The organism is Archangium sp., from assembly GCF_036277355.1.
Lineage (GTDB): Bacteria > Myxococcota > Myxococcia > Myxococcales > Myxococcaceae > Archangium.
The window spans coordinates 65,961-85,732 of the sequence record NZ_DASUNC010000051.1; the positions used below are offsets into that span (position 1 = coordinate 65,961).

A 19,772-nucleotide genomic window follows, 5' to 3' on the forward strand; every position below is an offset into this window, starting at 1 on the left:
GACTCGGGTCCTGGTATGTGCGTGTGCGGTTCTCTTCGTGGCGGGCTGTGATTCCACCGGAGGCGAGGTGGAGCCGCCCGCGTCCGAGGCGCCCGCGACGGAGACGCCCGTGCCCGATGACGTGCCCACGCCGCCGCCCGAGCCTCCGGTGGTGGTGACGCCCGTCGAGCCGCCACCTCCACCCGAGGAGCCGAGGCCGCCACCGCCCATGTTCCAGCCGGGCTTCCACCAGGCGCTGCGCTGGTCCTACAGCACGGGCGGCGTGACGTTCCGCCTGCGCGTGCCGGTGGGCCGGGCCGGAGAGCGGGTGCGGCTCGCGTTCCGCGCGGGAGATGGGAGCCTGGTGCTGCGCAAGGCCACGGTGGCGCTGGCGGGGCCGAATGGCTCGCTGGCCTCGGCGCCGGTGGCGGTGACGTTCTCCGGCACGCCGGGCTTCTCCGTGGCCGCGAGGACGCGCGTGGTGTCCGACCCCGTGCCGCTGCCCGTGCAGTTCCGCGACGAGCTGGCCGTGTCCTTCGAGGTGCAGGGCGCGCTGGGCGTGAGCGCCATCCATGCGCTGCCGGGCAGCTATGTGCGCTCGGGCGCCTACGCGGGCGTCACGGGCCCGCTGGGGGGCACGCCGTGGGACAGGGCCGTGGGACTGGCCACGGTGGACGTCGAGGGCCCGCCCGCCCGCGCCTTCGTGGCCCTGGGGGACAGCATCACCGAGGGCTACATCGACGAGCAGGACGACACGCGCCAGGCCTGGCCCTCCGTGGCCCAGGCGCAGCTGGGCGTGCCCATCGTCAACGCCGGTGTGTCGGGCCAGGGCTTCTACGACGCGCTGCGGAACCTGGACGCCGAGGTGCTCTCGCTCCAGGGCATCACCGACTGCATCGTCCTGCTGGGCACCAATGATTTGAGCGCACTGGACATGGGCGGCCTGAAGTCGCGGATGAACACGCTCGTGTCGCGGCTGCAACCCTTCTGCCGCCTCTGGGTGGGGACGCTCCTGCCCAAGGAGAAGAGCAACCACGGCAGCTACGAGGTGGTGAAGCAGCAGCGGCTGGAGCTGAACGCGTGGATTCGCGCCACCTTCCCGGACGTCATCGACTTCGAGGCGGTGACGCGCCAGCCGGGCAACGTGCACCTCTTCCTGGACGGGCTGGAGGTGGACGGCATCCACCCGAGCGTCGAGGGCCACCGCGTCATGGCCACCGAGGCGGCCCGGGTGCTGCGAGAAGCAGGCGTGCAACCTGGCCCGGGCGTGCTGCGGCCCGCCGAAGGGGCGCCCTGAGGGCACCTCCAGGTCGAACGGCTCGCCAGGAGGAGGGCGGGCCGTTATGTCTCGCGGTGCCGGACCCCCGGCACGGCCCCATGACGAACACCTGGTACGACGCAGTGGTGGTGGGCTCCGGCTTCGGCGGACTGGCCACGGCCCTGGAGCTCACCCGGAGGGGCGCCCGTGTGGCGCTCTGCGAGACCCTCAACTACCCGGGAGGCTGCGCCAGCACCTTCCGCCGGCATGGCTACGCCTTCGAGGCGGGCGCCACCCTCTTCTCCGGGCTCGACGAGGAGCAGCTCTTCGGGCGGTGGGTGCGCCAGCTCGGGCTGGACGTGACGGTGGACTGGTTGGATCCGATGGTGGAGCTGCGCACCCCGGCCATGCGGCTGGAGGTGTACCGCGACCGCCAGCGGCTGATTGAGCAGCTGTGCGCCTTCCCCGAGGCCCCCGCGGACGCCGTGCGCGGCTTCTTCACGCTGCAACAGCAGGTGGCCCAGGCGCTGTGGCCCCTGTTCGATGATCCTTCGCTGCTGCCGCCGCTCGACGTGCGCGCGCTGCTGCGGCATGCCTCGCGAGCCCTGCGGTACACCCCGCTGGTGCGCTGGATGGGGCGGCCCCTGGGCTCCGTCCTGGAGCGGCTCGGGCTGCTGCGCTTCACCCCGCTGCGCACGTACCTGGACGCGCTCTGCCAGATTACCGTGCAGTGCGCCGCCGCCGAGGCCGAGGCGCCCTTCGCGCTCGCGGCCATGGACTACTACTGGCGAGGCACCGGGCACGTGCGGGGAGGGATTGGCCGGCTGGCCAGCGCGCTCGCGGGGGCGGTGACCGCGGGGGGTGGCGAGGTGCTGTACACCAACCGGGTGAAGTCGCTCGAGGCCGTGCCAGGAGGGTGGAAGGTGTCGGCGCGCCGGGGCGAGCTGCTCGCGCGCCACGTGGTGGCCAACGTGCTGCCCCAGGGGCTGACGCGGCTGCTGGGCCTCCCGCCCGAGCAACTGCCCCCACGCCTGCGGGAGCTGGCCGGACGGGTGGCGGATGGCTGGGGCGCGGTGATGTTGTACCTCGTGGCGCGAGCGCCCGGGGACGCGTCACCGGGTGCGCACCACCTGGAGCTGGTGCAGAACGAGCAGGCCCCCTTCGTCGAGGGCAACCACCTGTTCGCCTCGCTCAGCGGCGAAGCGGATACGGGCCGGGCGCCGCCGGGACACCGCACGCTCACGGTGTCCACCCACGTGCCGCTGCGCTCGCTGACGGGGCGGCCCGAGGAGGAGCAGGCGCGCATCATCTCCACGATCCAGGAGCGGATGCGGCAGGGATTGAGGCGCCTAGCACCCGAGTGGATGGAGAACCTGCAGCACGAGATGACGGCGTCCCCGCGCACCTTCGAGCGCTTCACGCAACGCGAGGCGGGCGCGGTGGGCGGAGTGCCCCGGCGGGCCGGGCTGTACCACTACCGCACCCTGGGGCCGAGGCCCGTGATGGACGGGCTGTGGCTCGTGGGGGACTCGGTGTTCCCGGGGCAGAGCACGCTGGCCACGGCGCTCGGAGGCGTGCGCACCGCCGCGTGCATCGCGCGCGGGTGACGCCCCGGATGGCTCAGTCTCCCTCGAAGCGCACGCCCGCGGCCTTCGCCTCGGCCACGAGCGTGTCCACCTTCTCGAGGTAGGCCTCCATGTCCGCCTTTCGCTCCAGGCCTCCCGAGGACATGTAGCGCACGGTGCCGAAGATCTCGCGCTCGCCCCAGGGCCGGTCGTGCAGGCCGAACAGCCAGCCCACGTTCGCGTAGGAGTTCGCGTCGCGCCCGTCCAGGAAGTACCGGTTGTTGAGGGCCAACGTCGTGGCGTGGGCGTGCTCGGGGGTGCTGCTCCACTCCAATATCTTCTTCCCCCAGTACATGCGCATGGCGTTGTGCATGTAGCCCGTGTAGCGCATCTCCCGCGTGGCGGCGTTCCAGTACGGGTCGTGCGTGCGCGCCTGCTCCAGTTGCTCGCGCGAGTACGGGTGGCGCCGCTCGTCGCCACGGTGCTTGTCCAATGTCTTGCGCGCCCAATCGGGCACGCACGCGAAGGTGTCGTAGTGGGGCGAGTACTCGGCGAAGTTCTGCGCCAGCTCGCGCCGGACGATGAGCTCCTCGAGGAAGCTCTCGCGCTGGTTGTCCGCGGCCTTGGACTCGCGCGCCGCGAGCGCCACCTCCACCGGGCTCACCTGACCGAAGTGGAGGTATTTGCTCATGTGCGAGACGTGCGTCGTCTCCGGGTGGGGCCGGCTCTCCTCGTACTCGGGGAGGTGCTCGGTGAGGAACTTGCGCAGCAGGCGCTTCGCCTCGCTCGTGCCGCCCCGGAAGCGGTGGCTCACGGGAGGCACGGTGCGGTCCAGGTCCAGCTTCGCCAGCACCGCGTCGAGGTCCTCCAGATCGAGTCCCTTGACACCGAGCCCCAGCGAGTCCGTCTTCAGCGGCGTGGGCGAGAGCTCCACGAGGTACGCGCTCCAGAGGCGGTGGATTTTGGGGCGGAGGGTGCGCGCGGCGTACTCGGCCTTGCCCGAGGCGGCCTCCACCGGCACCACCACGTCGCCCTCGACTTGAATCACCGGGCAGGAGGCCTTCTCCGCCACGGACTTGCGCCACAGCTTCTGGTGACGCAGGTAGCCCCGGTCACACACCACGAGCGCGGCCTTCTTCGCGAGCTTCAGCGCCACCTCGTCCGGAGCACCGCGCTGGAGCACGAGGGGAATCTTCCGGCGAGCCAGCGTGCGCTGTGCGTCCTGGAGCCCCTCCAACATGAAGCGGTAGTGACGGACGTTGGCCTCGGGGTAGCCGTCCATGAGGCCGAAGCCCACGAGCAGCGGCAGCTTCGCCTCGTTGGCACGTTGGATGGCGTACTCGAGCGCCGGGTTGAACTCCGCCCGCTGGCTCTGCTGCATCCAGTAGAGGATGTAGTCGCCGGTCCTGGGCTCGTGCGTGTTGAGTTGCTGGATGCGGCTCTCTTCGATGGTCCTGCTCGCCATGGCTCCCTTTCTATAGAAGCGCCCGCTCCACGGCCAGGAATGACCCTTCTCCGTGACGGAGCTTCCGCGTTAAGAGAGAAGTAGAAAGCCCTCAGGAGAAGGATTCATGCGCTGGCGAGGCGTGCTCATGTCCACGGTGTGGATGGTGATGGGGACGGGGTGTCCAGAGACATGGCGGGAAGGTGGCACCATCGACCGGGCCATGGCGAAGGACCTCGCGGAGGAGATGCACCGGCATGACTGCTACTTGAGCGAGGAGGAGTGGAAGAGTCGATGTGAGGTTCCCCCAGAGCTGTGGGAGGACAAGAAATGCCCTCATGCGTGTCAGTTCGAGGTCGACCCATGAGCCGTTGGCGCATGGCGCTGGCCCCCTTGCTGGGCCTCTTCCTGCTCCTGCCCCTCGCCTGGGCCATCCATACGGCCATGCTCGGAGGATTGCGGCCGGCTCCCGAGGTGAAGCTCGTTCCGATGCTCTCCCCCGGAGAGCGCCAGAGCCTGATGAGCTACCAGCGCCCTTGCAAGGGCCGCGCGGACTGCGAGCCGCCGCTCACGTGCTTCTTCAATGCGCGCTCCATGTGGAGGTACTGCACCGACAGCCGGTGCATGACGGATCAGCAGTGCTCGGAAGACATGGTGTGCCGCACGATGGAGACGCGGAAGGGAGGTCCCCGCCTGCGCCAGTGCACGCTGGTGGGCGTGCGCAAGGAGGGGGAGCCATGCCTGGACATGTCCGATTCACGAGAAGCGTCATGTGAACGGGGCCTGCTGTGCCAGGACCGCCGGTGTGGCCGGCCCTGCCGGGTGGAAGAGCCTGAAAGCTGTCCGGAGGGATTCTTCTGCCGCGAGGGCCTCGATGGGCCTTCCTGCCTGCCCACGTGTGAGGGCCGTGCGTGTCCAGAGGGCCAGGACTGCATCCAGCCCAGCGGCGAGAAAGGTGTGTCGGTTTGCGCGCAGGTGTATGGCCAGAACTGCCAGCGGACGCCCTGCCCCGAGAGCCAGAAGTGTTCCATGTGGAATGTCTTCGACCATCCGCGCGAAGCCTGGGGGACGTGTCTCATCCGTTGTGGTGAGGAGCACACGCCTGCCTGCCCCGAGGGATTCGTCTGCCAGATGCATTATTGCAGGAAGAGCTGTGACCCGGCCGTCCCCGAGGCCTGCGGGCCTCATTACAAATGTGACCGCCTCCACACGAAGTCCGACTGGACGTGCGAGCCGGACTGGTGAGGCGCGCCGCTGGCTCTACCGGCGCAAGGACCGGGGCTCGCGCGTGTTTCGCGAGCGCGCCGAGACCGGCATGTAGCACTTGCCCCTGTACTCGGCCTGTTTGTCGTGACAGGGCGGGCGCTTGGCGAGTTCCACCCAGCAGCCCCCGTTGATCTCCACCTCGCCCTCATTGGGGATGCAGGGGGCCTTGGCCTGGTCGTCGAACGGCCTCCCAGGCAGGGGATAGGCGATGGCGCCCTGCCCCACCGCGGCCTTGTTGATCAGCGCGGGCGCACGGCGCACGGGCGAGGGCCGCACGGGCACCTCCCGCTCCACGACCCGAGGGCTCATGTCCCAATTGAACCCATACACCTCCATCTCCACCAGGTGGACGGCCAGGCGCAAGCACAGGTACACCAGGAAGCAGACCGCGAAGGTGCGCCCGCGGCTGGCGCGCGTCCACCTCCAGGCGCGCCCTGCCCGGTGCCGCAGCGCCTCCAGCGGCCCCATGGGCGGGCGCGTGAGGTGGACCCGCGCCTCTTCCCCGTTCCCCAGCCGCTCGACGGCGGCTCCGAGCAACTCGAGCGCCCCGCGCAACTGCGACAGCCTTCCCGAAGCCGGAGCCTCCTCCACCTCCAGCGCGACGTAGGGCGGCTCGGCCTGGGAGCGCAGGCGCACTCGCCATTCCTCCTGGGGCTCCACGGGCGCGCGCTCGCTCGGGATGAGCACCAGGGCCGGTTTGTCCGTGAGCACGTTGCGCGCCTCGTAGACGCGGCCCAGCTCGCGGCTCTCCGGCTCCGGCTGGCGCGTCGTGTACCGCCGGATGAGCTTGAACGGCCCCAACCACCCCTTGAAGAACCGGCTGCCCGCCATGAGCACCTCCTCGTCCCTTCTCTTGTAGCGCATCTCCCGCCTGGCGGCGTTCCAGTATGGTCAGAGCCCCCATCCAGCCCCTGGACTCCCAAGGGCGGAAGGAGCCGGACATGAAACCAAGAGTCACTCACGCCCTGTCTCTGTTGATGTGGGTGGCACTGTCGCTCGGGGCCGCACCCGCGGGAGCCCAGCAAGCGCTGCCGGTGCTGGAGCCGGTGGAGGTGCGCGGCTACCAGGGGGAGGAGGGGCAAGGGCTGCGGCTGCGCTTCCAGAGGGTGAAGCCCCACCCGGCACTGGCGCTGTGGACGGTGGCGCAGGCCCGGGAGGTGGTGGCGGCGCTGGAGGAGGAATTCCAGCAGACACCCGCGAGGCCTGGACTGACGCTGCTGCCGGAGGCCCACACGCGGGCGAGGGCCGGCCTTCCACCCCTGCCAGACCTGCGGCCCTCGGCACTACTGGAGAGGCGGGTGCGCGAGGAGTACGAGGCGCTGTTGGGTGCGGCCCTGGTGGAGCTGCCCGGCTCGCTGGAGAGTGCCCGGTGGTTCCAGGCGCTGAAACTCTCGCCGCGCTACATGGGCGAGGGCGTGCGCGAGGCCGCCGTGCAACTCTTCAGCTCGCCCGCCGTGCTGCTGTCCGTGGGCACGTCCCTGGCCCTGTATGCGCTGGCCTGGGCGGCACCCGAGCCCGTGTTCTCCAAGGCGCTGGCGGGAGCAGTGACCCTGGCGCTGCTGCTGACGTACAGCGCCGCGGAGCTCTACAACGTGGGGCTGGCCTGCCTGATGCTGTACCGGGAGGCGGAAGCAGCGAGGACGCAGGAGGAGTTGGAGGCGGTGGCCGAGCGCTTCGGCAAGGCGCTGGGAGGCGTGGGGCTGCGAGTGCTGGTGACGGTGGCGGGGGCGAAGCTGGCGCGAGGGCTGCCGGAGGTGCCGAAGGGCGGGCTGTGGGCGAGTCTGTCACCGCCGCGCTTCGCCCTGGCGGGAGTGGGCGCGCGGGGAAGCGTGAGGGTGGCGGCGGGGACACGGGCTCAGGTGAGCGTGGCGGACGGGACGGTGGTGCTGATGGGCGTGACGGGGAGCACGGCGGCAACGGCGGTGACGTCGGCGGTGAGCGCGACACGGACGACGGGGGCCTGTGCGGAGTCGGGGCGGGACGGCCACCAGCGCCACCACCTGTGCACCAACAAGAATGACATCTCCGAGAGCAGCGGCGGCCCCTGGACGCCCCGGTTCGAGGAACTCTTCGAACGAGCCGGAATGAGCCTGGATGACCCGGCGAACATCGTCTACCTGCGAGACCACAAGGGACCCCATCCCGAGGCATACCACGCCGAGGTGTTCGAGCGATTGGAGCAGGCGTTGTCGGATTGTTGGCCCCGGGCTGATTGTCGAGCGAAGCTCGTGGACGAGCTCGACAGGATTGCAGGGGAGGTCTGCAAGCAGGGCTCCAAGCTCAACAAGCTCGCCACGAGAAAGCAATGACAGCGCAGACACAGCATTATAAGCTATACGACGATGTCTATATCCCGGGGCGCTGGCACTTGAGGATGCCACTCTTCGCGGATGGCGAGCCCGAGAGAGGGCGTGAGGAAGACGACCAGCGCGAGTTGTTCGACGTCTGGCGATTCAAGAAGGGCCGCGTCCTGGAGATCGACCAGCCCATCCGCTTGACCATGAAACCGGCGGGCCTCGCGCTCGAATTCAGTCATGCCATGGGGGTTCCCATCGTCCACCGGCGGGTCGTCTCGCTCTTCGAGCGTCTGGGACTCCAGAAGGACGTGCAGTTCATCCCCGTGGAGATAGAAGGACAGACGGAGCCCTGGTTCATCCTCAATGCCTTGCGCATCATCCGGTGCATCGACGATGCCAGGTGTGAGGAGGTGCTCTACTGGCTGCCCGAGGACAACCGCCCGGACAAGCTGGGGCAGTACCGCAACGTCGCGGGACTGAAGGTGGACCCGGAGAAGATTGGCGACGCCCACATCTTCCGTCCCTGGGGCTGGAAGGTCGTCCTCATCGTCTCCGAGCACGTCAAGTCCGCCATGGAAGCCGCGGGCATCTCCGGCGCCAGATTCCTCGAAGTCTGAAGACAGCCGGCCCGAAGCCGGAGCCTCCTCCACCTCCAGCGCGACGTGGGGCGGCTCGGCCTGGGAGCGCAGGCGTACCCGCCATTCCTCCTGGGGCGCCTCGGGCGCGCGCTCGCTATCGCCCCAAGGCTGGCATAAGAGCCCCGTCCCCTCCCTGGACTGCCAAGGGCGGAAGGAGCCAGACATGAAGCCGAGAGTCACGCACGCCCTGTGCCTGTTGATGCTGGTGGCCCTGGCGCTCCGGGCCACACCGGCCGGAGCCCAGCAAGCGCTGCCGGTGCTGGTGCCGGTGGAGGTGAGCGGCTACCAGGGGGAGGCGGGGCAAGGGCTGCGGCTGCGCTTCCAGCGGGTGAAGCCTCACCCGGCGCTGGCGCTGTGGACGGTGGCGCAGGCCCGGGAGGTGGTGGCGGCGATGGAGGGGGAATTCCAGCAGACACCCGCGAGGCCTGGGCTGACGCTGCTGCCGGAGGCCCACGCGCGGGCGAGGGCCGGCCTTCCACCACCGCAGGACCCGCGGCCCTCGGCCCTGGAGAGGCGGGTGCGCGAGGAGTACGAGGCGCTGCTGGGTGCGGCCCTGGTGGAACTGCCCGGCTCGCTGGAGAGTGCCCGGTGGTTCCAGGCGCTGAGGCTCTCGCCGCGCTACATGGGCGAGGGCGTGCGCGAAGCCGCCGTGCAACTCTTCAGCTCGCCCGCCGTGCTGCTGTCCGTGGGCACGTCCCTGGCCCTGTATGCGCTGGCCTGGGCGGCACCCGAGCCCGTGTTCTCCAAGGCGCTGGCGGGAGCGGTGACCCTGGCCCTGCTGCTGACGTACAGCGCGGCGGAGCTCTACAACGTGGGGCTGGCCTGCCTGACGCTGTACCGGGAGGCGGAAGCGGCCAGGACGCGCGAGGAGTTGGAGGCGGTGGCCGAGCGCTTCGGCAAGGCGCTGGGCGGCGTGGGGCTGAGAGTACTGGTGACGGTGGCGGGGGCGAAGCTGGCGCGAGGGCTGCCGGAGGTGCCGAGGGGCGGGCTGTGGGCGAGTCTGTCACCGCCGCGCTTCGCCCTGGCGGGAGCGGGCGCACGAGAAAGCGTGAGGGTGGTGGCGGGGACACGGGCGCAGGTGAGCGTGGCGGACGGGACGGTGGTGTTGATGGGCGTGACGGGGAGCACGGCGGCAACGGCGGTGACGTCGGCGGTGAGCGCGGCGCGGACCACGGGGGCCTGTGCGGAGTCGGGGCGGGACGGCCACCAGCGCCACCACCTGTGCACCAACAAGAATGACATCTCCGAGAGCAGCGGCGGTCCCTGGACTCCTCGGTTCGAAAAAATCTTCGACCGGGCGGGGATGAGCCTGGATGACCCGGCGAACGTCGTCTATCTGCGAGACCACCAGGGGCCCCATCCCGAGGCTTACCACAGTGACATTCTCGAGCGATTGGAGCGGGCGCTTGGAACCTGCAGAACCTCCGCCGATTGCCGAGCGAAGCTCGTGACAGCGCTCGACAAGATTGCAGGGGAAATCTGTACACCGGGCTCCACACTCAACAAGCTCGCCACGAGGAAGCCATGACAGCGCGGACACGCTATTACAAGCTATACGATGACGTATACATCCCAGGGCGCTGGGATTTGGATTTTCCACTCTTCGCGGATGGCGAGCCCGAGAGAGGGCGCGAAGAAGATGACCAGCGCGAGTTGTTCAACATCTGGCGGTTCAAGGAGGGCCGTATCCTGGAAATCGACAAGCCCATTCCCTTGACCATGAAGCCAGCGGGCCTCGCGCTCGAATTCAGTCACGCCATCGGAGTTCCCGTCATCCACCGGCGGGTCGTCTCGCTCTTCGAACGTCTGGAGCTCCAGAAGGACGTGCAGTTCATCCCCGTGGAGATAGAGGGGCAGACGGAGCCCTGGTTCATCCTCAATGCCCTGCGAGTCATCCGGTGCATCGACGACGCCCGGTGTGACGAGGTGTTCTACTGGGGACCCGAGGATGACGAGCCCGACAGGCTAGGCGAGTACCAGAACGTTCGAGGGCTGAAGGTGGACCCGGAGAAGATCGGGGACGCCCACATCTTCCGTCCCTGGGGCTGGAAGGTCGTCCTCATCGTCTCCGAGCACGTCAAGTCCGCCATGGAAGCCGCGGGCATCACCGGGGCCAAATTCCTCGAAGTCTGAGCCCCAGCCTGTACTGTTTTCCTTGTTTTTACATTTATAACAGGAAAACCATGGTAGACAGGCTGACTCCGTGACGAGCCGTCCCCGGGGGGTACCTGGCGAGCGGACTCTCGGAAAGGAAGGCAGCCTCGATGCAGCGATTCTTTGGAAGACTCCTCTCGTCGTTCTGGGTGGCCTGTCTCTTCTGGTTGAGCCTCTCGACCCTGATGGCTCCGGCGGCCCGGGCGCAATCGATGGCCGCGGGAGTGAGCTGGAAGGGCCACGTCGACACCACGCTCGACTTCTCGGAGTTCTTCGCGGCCGACCATACGTATGTGCTGCGCTTCATGCCGCAGTTCCCCAACGCCTATGAGGGCCCCTTCATCGCCGAGAATGGCGGAGGGCGCCTCCTCATCGGCCAGGGGGACTATGGCGTGTCCGGAACGAAGCTCCTGCTGGCCGTCGGCTCGGTCTCCAGGAGCTACGCCGTCACGCTGAAGGCCGGCGAGTGGCATCACCTGGCCGTGACCGCGACCACCAGCGGCACGACGCGCGTCTTCACCGCGTATCTCAATGGGGTCGCGCTCTCCACGCCCCTCTCCGTCTCGAGCACGGATGCCCAGTTGCCGAGCGGCACGCTGCGCCTCGGCAAGCGGACCACCGGCCAGACGGTGAATGGCCGCAATGCGCAGTTCTACGGCTTCCTGGATGACGTCGCGGTCTTCAACCGGGCGCTCTCGGCCTCCGAGATTCAATACCTGATGACCAACGTCTCCCAGCTCACCGGAAACGAGAGCGGGCTGCTGGCCGGCTACACCTTCAACCAGGGCACCCTCCCGGCGAAGCTGGCCCGGCCCGTGACGTTCCAGGGCTCGGCGCGGCGCATCGCCGTGTCCAGCAATCGTAGCAACACCGTGGACGCGCCCGCCCTGCCGCTGCCCACCCAGCAGGTGGAGATGACGCTCCCCTTCAAGACAGGCGAGGCGTGGCAGGTCATCCAGGGCTATGACACCGCGGGCGGCTCGCACAAGGGCTATGCCTCGTTCTGCTGGGACTTCGTCCTGGCCGACAAGCCGCAGAGCGGCGTGTACCCCAACGGCTCGGATGGCGCCCCGCTCTACACCGCCGCGCCGGGCAGCGTTGTCACCGTCGAGGAGAGCGGGGTGTCGGGCACCGGCAATCGCAGCAACATGGTGGAGATCGAGCAGGCGCCCGGGGAGATCGCCGGCTACCTCCACATCCGCAAGGACAGCGCCGACGTCACCGTTGGCGCCGCGGTGACGCGCGGCCAGAAGTTCGCGCTGACCGGAGACACCGGGGCCTCGGTGGGCGCGCATCACCTGCATCTGGCGACGACCGACATGCGCGATGGCACCGCCGGGTTCGTCACCTTCCCGGTCGTCTTCTCCAACTACGAGGTGCGCGACGCGCTGGGCAATTGGAACCACGTCTTCCGGGGCATCCCGCAGCCGGGCGAGGTCGTCCGCGTTCCGGCCAATCCCACGGCCCGCTACAACGCCGTCTGGCAGCGCACCACCGTGGCCGAGCAGAAGGCGGAGGGGCTGCGGTACGCGGACTTCCGCGCCGCCTATGACGAGCTGTGGCCCGAGGGTTGGCGCCTGCACCAGCTCCAGGCCTACGTGGTGAACGGCCAGGTGCTCTACAACGCCGTGTGGCGCCCCGGCACCTCGAGCGAGGTCCAGGTCTACGGTTGGTCCTATGCGGACTTCCGCGCGAAGTATGACGAGCTGTGGCCCCAGGGCTGGCGCCTGCACCTGCTGCAGTCCTACGTGCTGAACAACCAGGTCTTCTACAACGCCGTGTGGCGTCCCAGCACCTCGGGCGAAGTCCAGGTCTATGGCTGGTCCCATGCGGACTTCCGCGCGAAGTACGACGAGCTGTGGCCCCAGGGTTGGCGCCTGCACCTGTTGCAGTCCTACGTGCTGAACAACCAGGTCTTCTACAACGCCGTGTGGCGCCCCAGCACCTCGGGCGAGGTCCAGGTCTACGGCTGGTCCTATGCGGACTTCCGCACGAAGTACGACGAGCTGTGGCCCCAGGGTTGGCGCCTGTACCTGCTGCAGTCCTACGTGCTGAACGGCCAGGTGCTCTACAACGCCGTGTGGCGTCCCAGCACCGCGTCGGAGATCCAGGTCTACGGCTGGTCCTCCCAGGACTTCCGCGCGAAGTACGACGAGCTGTGGCCCCAGGGCTGGCGCCTCAAGCTGCTGGACGCCTACCAGCCGTAACACCCGCCCAGGTACCGCCCCCCGTCCTCTCTCCCGGAGGGCGGGGGTTCAGTGCTTCTGAAGTAGCGCACCCGCGCCTCACTCCGCGCCCTGGACCGCCCCACTCCGCTCCCGCGCCGCGTGCCACGCCAGCGCGCCAAACGTCCCCGCCAGCGTGCTCAGCAGGCCTCCCGCCGCCAGGAACGCGCCGCTCAGTCCCACCGCGCCAATCAACGGCTGCGCGAGCAGCGGTGACACGAATTGTCCCAGGAAGAGGCTCGTCGTCAGCAGGCCCATCACCCGGCCTCGCGCGGCCTCCGGTGCCACCTCGCCCGCCCAGTTGGCCATGTTCGGCGTCAGCAAGCCCTGCCCCAGGCCCGACACCGCCAGCCCTCCCACCACCGCCGCGTACGACTGGGACATGCCCACCAGCACGTAGCCCAGCGCCATGCACGCGAAGAGCACCGCCATGATGCTCCGGTACCCGAGCACCTGCCTCACCCGCGCGTAACGCAGCGACACCACCGACCCCACCACCGTCGACACGCCCACCGCCAGTCCCGCCAGCGCCGAGGACTGCACCCCCAGCCGCCTCAGCAGGAAGGGCAGCTGCACCGGAATCAGGTAGAAGATCATCATCCCCGTCATCGCCAGCGCGTAGACCTGCCACAGCGTGCTCCACGGCAGCGCCACCTTCGCCGCTCCGCCGGCCGCCGCCCCACGCTTCACCTCCGGCTCGGGCAGGAACAGCAGGATGAGCGGGAGGACCAGGAAGGCATACAGGTAGACGGCGAACGGGGCCCGCCAATGGATGTCGGCCAGCAGGCCCCCGCCCAGCATGAACACGAAGCCACCCACGCCCATGAAGGCCGCCTGGCGCCCCAGCACCACGCCCCGCTCGGGGCCCGCGTAGTAGTCCGCGATGAGCGCCGCCGCCGTCGTCATCAGCCCTCCCACCGCCAGCCCCAGCAGCGCCCGGCACACCAGGATGAGCGGCAGCGACGTGAGCACTCCCGGCAGCGAGCCCGCCACGCCATACAGCGCCACCGCCGCCACCAGCAGGCGCTTGCGGCCGAAGCGGTCGATCAACACCCCCGCCAGCGGCGCCCCCATCGCGGTGAACAGCGCCGGCAGCGACACCACCAGCCGCACCCACAGGTCAATCCCTGGCACCCACTCGAAGGCCATCCGCAGCCGCGGCAGCGAGGGCGAGATGGCGGCGCTCGCCATGATCGTCATCATGCTCACGAGCAACAGCGTGAGCAGACGCAAGGCCGGGTGGGGGGTGCGCATCCCGGGTTTCTAGCCCGACGCTTCCCCTCGACTCCAGACCCCCCCGGGCACCTCCCCGGCTCAGAGCTCCTTCACCGCCTTCACCACGTTGTCACCCACACTCCCCGAGTGGATGATTTGAAACCCAGGGTTGCGGCAGATGAGCATCGGATGGGGCGGATGACCACCGGCTCCCCCTCCTTCATCCTCCACCGCTCCACGTACTTCACCGGGTACGGGTGGATGGCCAGCCGCGGCAGCTCCTCCTCCTCCACCTCCGGGCCGTGGCGCGTCCAGCTTCCCCCGGATGGCCTCGAAGGCCTCGCGCACCTCCCGCGCCGTCCCCAGGTTCAGCTTCACCCCGCCCACCTCCGACTTGTGGGTAATCCGATGCGAGTGCAGCTTGAGCACCACCGCAGTGGAGCGCACGGGACATCGGGTAGGCTTGCGCCGCCATGGCTCGCCGCAAACAGTCCGATGAGGCCACCGCCCGCGTCCGCAACCTGATCGCCCTCGACGCCGCCAACATCATGCGCCGGCTCGAGGCCCGCCGCGGGGAGATGTTCGTCCTCTTCTCCCGCCTGCGCAGCCGCGAGCCCATGCTCAGCACCCTCTCCACCCGCTACGCCTCGGCCACCTTCCACGAGCTCGTCCACCTGCCCGTCCTCGAGCAGTCCGTCGTGGACCACTTCTACGAGTGTCTCGACACGCTCCGCTGGTACTTCACCTATACCGAGGACATGCCCAGCACGGCGCAGCAGACCTTCAACACGCTGCACCGCCGCCTGGAAGAGGCCCACCGCAAGCTCGTCGCGACACTCGGCCACCCCGTGTCTCCCGATGGCACCACCGTGGTGGAGGGCGAGGTGCTGCGCCGCACGGACAAGGCGCTTCCCTGAAGCGAGTGAGCAGCCGAGCGACAGGCTGCTACGTGCCCCGGCTTCTCGGCCGGTTCCTGTCTCGGTGGGAGTCTTTCGTCTAGAGTTCCCCGCCGCATGTTCCAAGCTTCTCGTGGCAGGCGGTGGGCGGTCGTCCTCCTCGTTCCCTTCCTCCTCGGTGCCCTCCTGTGGGCGTCGTCCTGGTCAGCTCCCGCGGACCCACCGGCTCCCCGCCACGCCCGTGCTCCGCGCGCCCCTCGTCCCGCCGCCTCGCCCGAGAAGTCCCTCCGGCTCGCCCAGGCCTCCGCTCCCGCCCAGGCCGCCCCGGCTCCTTCCGCCCCGGCTCCCGCCGTCAGCCGCGCGCTGCCTCCGCCTTCTCCCCGAGCCCTCAAGCTGTACCAGCTCGGCAAGAAGCTCGGCGTCCACGAGCCCCACCTCGAGGACCCCTGTGTCGCGCCCGCCGGCACCACCTGCGCCCGCACCGCGCTCTCCCCCTTCTTCGAGTCCCTCGACGCGCTCTCCTCCCGCGCGGCCTCCTCCCCCACCGTCATCTCCGCGTTCGGCAACTCGCTGATCGCCGGTGATCGCATCGTGGACGTCATCCGCGAGGAGCTCGGCGCCACCTTCGGAGACGGTGGGCGCGGCGTGCTCGCCGTGGACCGGCTCGCGGCCTATGGGCCCCGCGTCCGCGCCGGTTTCGCTCGCGGCGGTTGGGAGCCTCGCACCCTGGGCGAGCTCAAGCTCGCCGAGCTCCCCTTCGGCATCACCGGCATCTACCACCGCTCCACCACCACGAAGGCCAGCAGCCGCTTCGCGCTCGACCGTGAGCCGCGGGGTACCCTGTGGTGGCTCGACGTGCCTCGCGCCGGCCGCCTCTCCGTCCACGCCGATGGTCAGGAGCTCGCCCGCGCCGAGCCCCAGGGCTCCGGTCAGGCCCAGGCCCTCTCCTTCGACATCCCCGAGGGCGCCCGTCACCTGGAGGTCGTCGCCGAGGGCCGTGGCGCCACGGTGCTCGGCGTCGTGTTGCAGCACCAGCGTCCCGGCATCGTGCTCGACACGCTGGGCGTGCCCTCCGCCGACGCCAACCTCTTCCTGCGTGCCCGCGAGGACATCTTCCGCGCCCAGCTCGCCGAGCGCTCCCCGCGCCTGCTCCTGTTCATCCTCGGCGGCAACGAGGCCAAGCGTCTCGAGTGGGGCCGCTCCAAGCTCACCGAGGTCGAGGAGGGACTGCGCACCTTCGTCCGCCGCTCGCGCGCCGCCGCTCCCGGCAGCGCCTGCCTCGTGGTGGGCCCCATCGACGCCGTGCGCGGCGGCAACGGCCCGAGCAAGCTCGTCCAGCGGCCCTACCTCGACGAGGTCATCTCCATCGAGCGGCAGATCGCCCTCTCCGAGGGCTGCGCCTTCTTCGACATCTTCTCCGCCATGGGCGGCTCCGGCTCGCTGGCCCGCTTCGTCCAGGCCGGGCTCGTCCACGAGGACCTCGTCCACCCGCGCGGCCATGGGCTCGACATCCTCGGCCAGCTCATCACGGATGCGCTGCTGCGCTCCTGGGTGGACGCCGCGGACCCGCGCCGCCAGGCCGCGCTCGCCCCGCCGCTCCAGGCCTCCGAGGAGGCGCGGTGAGAGCACTCCTCGCCGCCCTCCTCCTCCTCTGCTTCACCGCGCCACTTCCGGCCCCGGCCCGCGCTCGCCCCGCCGCCGCAGCGGCCCGGGAGAAGGACGCGCCCTTTCCTCCCGAGGTACAGCGCGCGCTGGATGCGCTCGTGCGCGCCGAGCTCGCCAAGGGGCCCTACGCCGGGCTCTCGGTGGGCGTGCTCCACGGCGGCATGCGCTGGGTGCGGGGCTATGGCCTGCGGGACCTCGCGCACAAGCTGCCCGCCACGCCCCGGACGACGTACCGCATGGCCTCCATCACCAAGTCCTTCACCGCCGTGGCGGTGATGCAGCTCGTGCAGGAGGGCAAGCTCGAGCTCGACACGGACGCGCGCACCTGGGTGCCCCAGTACCCCGAGAAGCCCTGGACGTTCACCGTCCGCCAGCTGCTCGGCCACCTCGGTGGCGTGCCCCACTACGACGGGCCCGAGGCCGCGGAGAACACCCAGCCGCTCGACACCGCGGGCGCCCTCGCCCTCTTCGCCGACAAGCCGCTCGCCGCCGAGCCCGGCACCCAATTCGTCTACACCACCTGGGGCTACAACCTGCTCGGCGCCGCCGTGGAGAAGGCCTCGGGCCAGGGGTACGGCCGCTACCTGAAGGCCCACGTCTTCGGCCCCGCCGGCATGCGCCACGCCGCGCTGGATGACCCGCGCACCCGCGACAAGCAACACGCCGTGGGCTACCGCCCGCACCGGGGACAGCTCGTCCCCTCGCACTTCCTGGATGTCTCCAGCCGCTTCGCCGGCGGTGGCACCCGCGCCTCCGTGGAGGACCTGCTCGCCTTCGGCCAGGCCATCCTCCAGCACAAGCTGGTGCCCCTGGAGACCGCGCGGATGATGCAGTTCTCGCAGAGCACCCGCGAGGGCCAGCTCACCGACTACGGCCTGGGCTTCGCCACCTACCCGCTGCGCGGCCACTACATGGTGGCCCACGCCGGAGGCCAGCCGGAGACCACCTCGCTGCTGGTGATGCTGCCCGCCGAGGACGTCGTCATCGCGATCGCCAGCAACCTGGAGGGCGAGGCGAAGCGGCAGCGGCGCATCTCCACCCGCATCCTCGAGACGCTGCTGGAGGACGGGCTCGTCCGCCGCGACGCGCACCTGGTGGACCCGGTGGATGCCGTGGTGCACGAGGGGCTCGCCCGGCTCTTCACCTACGGACTCTCGTACCACCTGTGGGCCACCCGTGGCCCCGGCGTGCTCCCCGAGCCGGGGGACATGTCCGAGGCCTTCACCCGCGTGTCCGCGCTGCTCGACCGGGCCACCCTCGCGCAGGACCCCGAGGCCGCGCTGCGGCGCGTGCGCGAGGCCCACCAGCCCCGCGAGGGCTCGCTGCTCATCCGCGTGGGCGCGCACATGGCCCTGACGCTGGAGAAGACCTTCGGCCCCGACAAGCTCCGCGAGTACCCCCAGCGTGGCCCGCTCGCCTTCTTCACCGACTACCTCTCCGCCTGCGAGCAGGTGCCCTGTCCCGCTCCGCTGCGCTTCAGCGAGCCGCTCCAGAAGGACGGGCGGCACTTCGACGAGGTGTGGCAACGCGCGCAGGTGTCCGAGCTGCGGCGCGTCCGGCTGGACGAGGTGAAGGACCCCGAGGCGCTCTGGCCCGCAGTGGAGCTGGCCACCGCCAACACCTCCCTGCACCCGGACTACGTGGACGAGATGGTCCGCATCGCGGGCCTGCTCGGCAAGCGCGGCAGGAAGGAGGAGCAGCTGCGCTGGCTGGAGCGCGCCGTGGCCCTGCATCCGCGGTCGGCGCCGGCCCGCGAGGCGCTCGCCAAGGTGAAGGCCCCCGGGACGGAGACACCGGAGCTGCCCGCCGCCACCGCGCCCCGCCGCGCCACCGATGGCAGCAGCCCCGTGCCCGATGACGCCGGACTCCTGCCCGCCGCGCGCCCCGCGCCGCAACCGTCCCAGGAACGCGCCGCGGACCAGGGGGGCTGACCCGCCGGGGAGCCCGAAACTGGCCCCTGTTCTTGACTTTTCATATTTCGCGAAATCTTATCTCACCGGACTCCGGGTGAAAGCCGTTCGACCTGGAGTCCATCCCCCCTGCGATAAGGAAGAGCGAATGACGTCGTTCCCCCGATGGAGCCCCCTGCTGACCTCGGCCCTGGCCCTGAACATGATGGCGGGATGTGGTGGTGGAGCTGTCGAGCCCTCCAGCGCGAAGCATGCGGAGGGCGTGTATGGCGAGTACCAGGCCGCGGCCCAGGGCCGCATCACCTTCGAGGTGCAGACGCTGCAGTCGGGCGCGCTGCGCGAGGTGGCGGAGCAGCCGGTGAACGCGCTGGTGGGCGTACCGGACTCGCACCTGCGCATGAGCTTCCGCGGCACGGACATCACCTCGCTGAGCCTGGAGCAGGGCCGTCCGGCCGGTGACGAGTGGGCCGCCCCGGTGAGCCTGAAGACGTTCGACACGCTGGGCCACCCGGTGGACACGGGCAGCTACCGGCTGCTGGCGGTGCGCACGGCGCTCGACGGCGTGCGCTCCGAGCACCGCGCGCTGGAGGTGTGCTGGACGGCGGACCGCTACTGCCTGGTGATGGACCCGGTGGTGCAGAACCTGGAGACGCTCGCGGACACGCGGCGCCGGCTGGTGGCCGAGGGCTGGGCCCCGGTGGAGCAGCTCGTAGCGGCCCCGAAGCCCTCGGGCGTGGCGGCGCTGGCGGGCGTCTGCACGCTGAACTCGGCCATCACCAGCACCACGAAGTCCAGGAGCTACCCGGGCTACAAGGTGACGTACAAGAACCTGTACGGCATCACCGTGGTGGAGAAGACGGTGGGCGCCCAGCAGGTGGGCATCTCCTGTTACAAGAACAGCGCGGGCGCGTGCGTGAGCTCGGGCTTCGGCTACAGCAACGCGTCCAGCTGCTGGGCCAACGTCGGCTTCTCGTGTGACTGCGAGAACACGGGCAACCTGGTGGGCGCCTCCGCCGACGGCGCGGCCACCAAGGCCTGGTCCGAGACGCGCTGTGCCCATCAGGCCATCCTCACCGCCTCGGCCGCCTTCACCCTCCAGGGCTCGGGTGCCAGCTTCAACGTGAACTGGCAGACCTCGGGCTCCGTCGACAGCAACGGCGGGCAGATGTACGACGCGTGCTCGTGGCACTGAGCCCCCGGCGCGGCCGCTTCAATCCCTGACACCGCGCCCATGACAGTCCCCTCGCCCCACCACCCCTC

17 protein-coding genes are annotated in these 19,772 nt (G+C 69.9%); 13 read left to right on the plus strand and 4 right to left on the minus strand.

Going from position 1 to position 19,772, the window contains the following annotated elements:
- Positions 1-37: 37 nt before the first annotated feature.
- Positions 38-1,276, plus strand: a complete 1,239-nt coding sequence (locus tag VFZ09_RS13725) for an SGNH/GDSL hydrolase family protein (RefSeq protein ID WP_329728003.1) — start codon at positions 38-40, stop codon at positions 1,274-1,276.
- Between the two features lie 80 nt (positions 1,277-1,356).
- The gene (locus tag VFZ09_RS13730; protein ID WP_329728004.1) at positions 1,357-2,844 is read left to right on the plus strand and encodes an NAD(P)/FAD-dependent oxidoreductase; all 1,488 of its coding nucleotides are present in this window, start codon (positions 1,357-1,359) and stop codon (positions 2,842-2,844) included.
- 13 nt (positions 2,845-2,857) lie between these two features.
- Here the strand turns inward: VFZ09_RS13730 and VFZ09_RS13735 are convergent, their stop codons facing one another.
- Positions 2,858-4,267, minus strand: a complete 1,410-nt coding sequence (locus VFZ09_RS13735) for a deoxyribodipyrimidine photo-lyase (protein ID WP_329728005.1) — start codon at positions 4,265-4,267, stop codon at positions 2,858-2,860.
- Positions 4,268-4,373: 106 nt separating this feature from the next.
- On the opposite strand from VFZ09_RS13735, the gene VFZ09_RS13740 reads away from it, so the two are divergent.
- Positions 4,374-4,613: a hypothetical protein gene (locus VFZ09_RS13740; RefSeq protein WP_329728006.1), complete on the plus strand. Its 240-nt coding sequence runs from the start codon at positions 4,374-4,376 to the stop codon at positions 4,611-4,613.
- The gene (locus tag VFZ09_RS13745) at positions 4,610-5,491 is read left to right on the plus strand and encodes a hypothetical protein (protein WP_329728007.1); all 882 of its coding nucleotides are present in this window, start codon (positions 4,610-4,612) and stop codon (positions 5,489-5,491) included. Before VFZ09_RS13740 ends, VFZ09_RS13745 begins: the two co-directional genes overlap by 4 nt.
- A 15-nt stretch (positions 5,492-5,506) precedes the next feature.
- Here VFZ09_RS13745 and VFZ09_RS13750 read toward each other — a convergent pair whose 3' ends face one another.
- Positions 5,507-6,376, minus strand: a complete 870-nt coding sequence (locus VFZ09_RS13750; RefSeq protein WP_329728008.1) for a hypothetical protein — start codon at positions 6,374-6,376, stop codon at positions 5,507-5,509.
- A gap of 77 nt (positions 6,377-6,453) precedes the next feature.
- On the opposite strand from VFZ09_RS13750, the gene VFZ09_RS13755 reads away from it, so the two are divergent.
- From VFZ09_RS13755 to VFZ09_RS13775, 5 genes are all read left to right on the plus strand, one after another.
- Positions 6,454-7,821 (plus strand): AHH domain-containing protein, encoded by a 1,368-nt coding sequence (locus tag VFZ09_RS13755; RefSeq protein ID WP_329728009.1) that lies wholly within the window; start codon positions 6,454-6,456, stop codon positions 7,819-7,821.
- Positions 7,822-7,886: 65 nt separating this feature from the next.
- Positions 7,887-8,426, plus strand: a complete 540-nt coding sequence (locus VFZ09_RS13760) for an imm11 family protein (RefSeq protein WP_329728010.1) — start codon at positions 7,887-7,889, stop codon at positions 8,424-8,426.
- 184 nt (positions 8,427-8,610) lie between these two features.
- The gene (locus VFZ09_RS13765; protein WP_329728011.1) at positions 8,611-9,975 is read left to right on the plus strand and encodes an AHH domain-containing protein; all 1,365 of its coding nucleotides are present in this window, start codon (positions 8,611-8,613) and stop codon (positions 9,973-9,975) included.
- Positions 9,972-10,580, plus strand: a complete 609-nt coding sequence (locus VFZ09_RS13770; RefSeq protein WP_329728012.1) for an imm11 family protein — start codon at positions 9,972-9,974, stop codon at positions 10,578-10,580. The genes VFZ09_RS13765 and VFZ09_RS13770 overlap by 4 nt, the downstream gene beginning before the upstream one ends.
- A 131-nt stretch (positions 10,581-10,711) precedes the next feature.
- Positions 10,712-12,808 carry a LamG-like jellyroll fold domain-containing protein gene (locus VFZ09_RS13775; protein ID WP_329728013.1) on the plus strand — a complete coding sequence of 699 codons (2,097 nt, stop codon included), beginning with the start codon at positions 10,712-10,714 and terminating at the stop codon, positions 12,806-12,808.
- Positions 12,809-12,886: 78 nt separating this feature from the next.
- On the opposite strand, the gene VFZ09_RS13780 is transcribed toward VFZ09_RS13775, so the two are convergent.
- Together VFZ09_RS13780 and VFZ09_RS13785 are read right to left on the minus strand one after the other, a co-directional pair.
- Positions 12,887-14,080, minus strand: a complete 1,194-nt coding sequence (locus VFZ09_RS13780; RefSeq protein ID WP_329728014.1) for an MFS transporter — start codon at positions 14,078-14,080, stop codon at positions 12,887-12,889.
- A 60-nt stretch (positions 14,081-14,140) separates the two neighbouring features.
- Complete coding sequence (locus VFZ09_RS13785) at positions 14,141-14,488, minus strand: acetate--CoA ligase family protein (protein WP_329728015.1); 348 nt, start codon at positions 14,486-14,488, stop codon at positions 14,141-14,143.
- Positions 14,489-14,514: 26 nt separating this feature from the next.
- Between VFZ09_RS13785 and VFZ09_RS13790 the strand changes: the two genes are divergently transcribed.
- The 4 genes from VFZ09_RS13790 (at position 14,515) to VFZ09_RS13805 (ending at position 19,704) form a co-directional block, all read left to right on the plus strand.
- Positions 14,515-14,958 (plus strand): hypothetical protein, encoded by a 444-nt coding sequence (locus VFZ09_RS13790; RefSeq protein WP_329728016.1) that lies wholly within the window; start codon positions 14,515-14,517, stop codon positions 14,956-14,958.
- A gap of 96 nt (positions 14,959-15,054) precedes the next feature.
- Positions 15,055-16,560: a GDSL-type esterase/lipase family protein gene (locus tag VFZ09_RS13795; RefSeq protein WP_329728017.1), complete on the plus strand. Its 1,506-nt coding sequence runs from the start codon at positions 15,055-15,057 to the stop codon at positions 16,558-16,560.
- The gene (locus tag VFZ09_RS13800; RefSeq protein WP_329728018.1) at positions 16,557-18,533 is read left to right on the plus strand and encodes a serine hydrolase domain-containing protein; all 1,977 of its coding nucleotides are present in this window, start codon (positions 16,557-16,559) and stop codon (positions 18,531-18,533) included. The genes VFZ09_RS13795 and VFZ09_RS13800 overlap by 4 nt, the downstream gene beginning before the upstream one ends.
- A 127-nt stretch (positions 18,534-18,660) precedes the next feature.
- Positions 18,661-19,704 (plus strand): hypothetical protein, encoded by a 1,044-nt coding sequence (locus VFZ09_RS13805; RefSeq protein WP_329728019.1) that lies wholly within the window; start codon positions 18,661-18,663, stop codon positions 19,702-19,704.
- Positions 19,705-19,772: the final 68 nt, after the last annotated feature.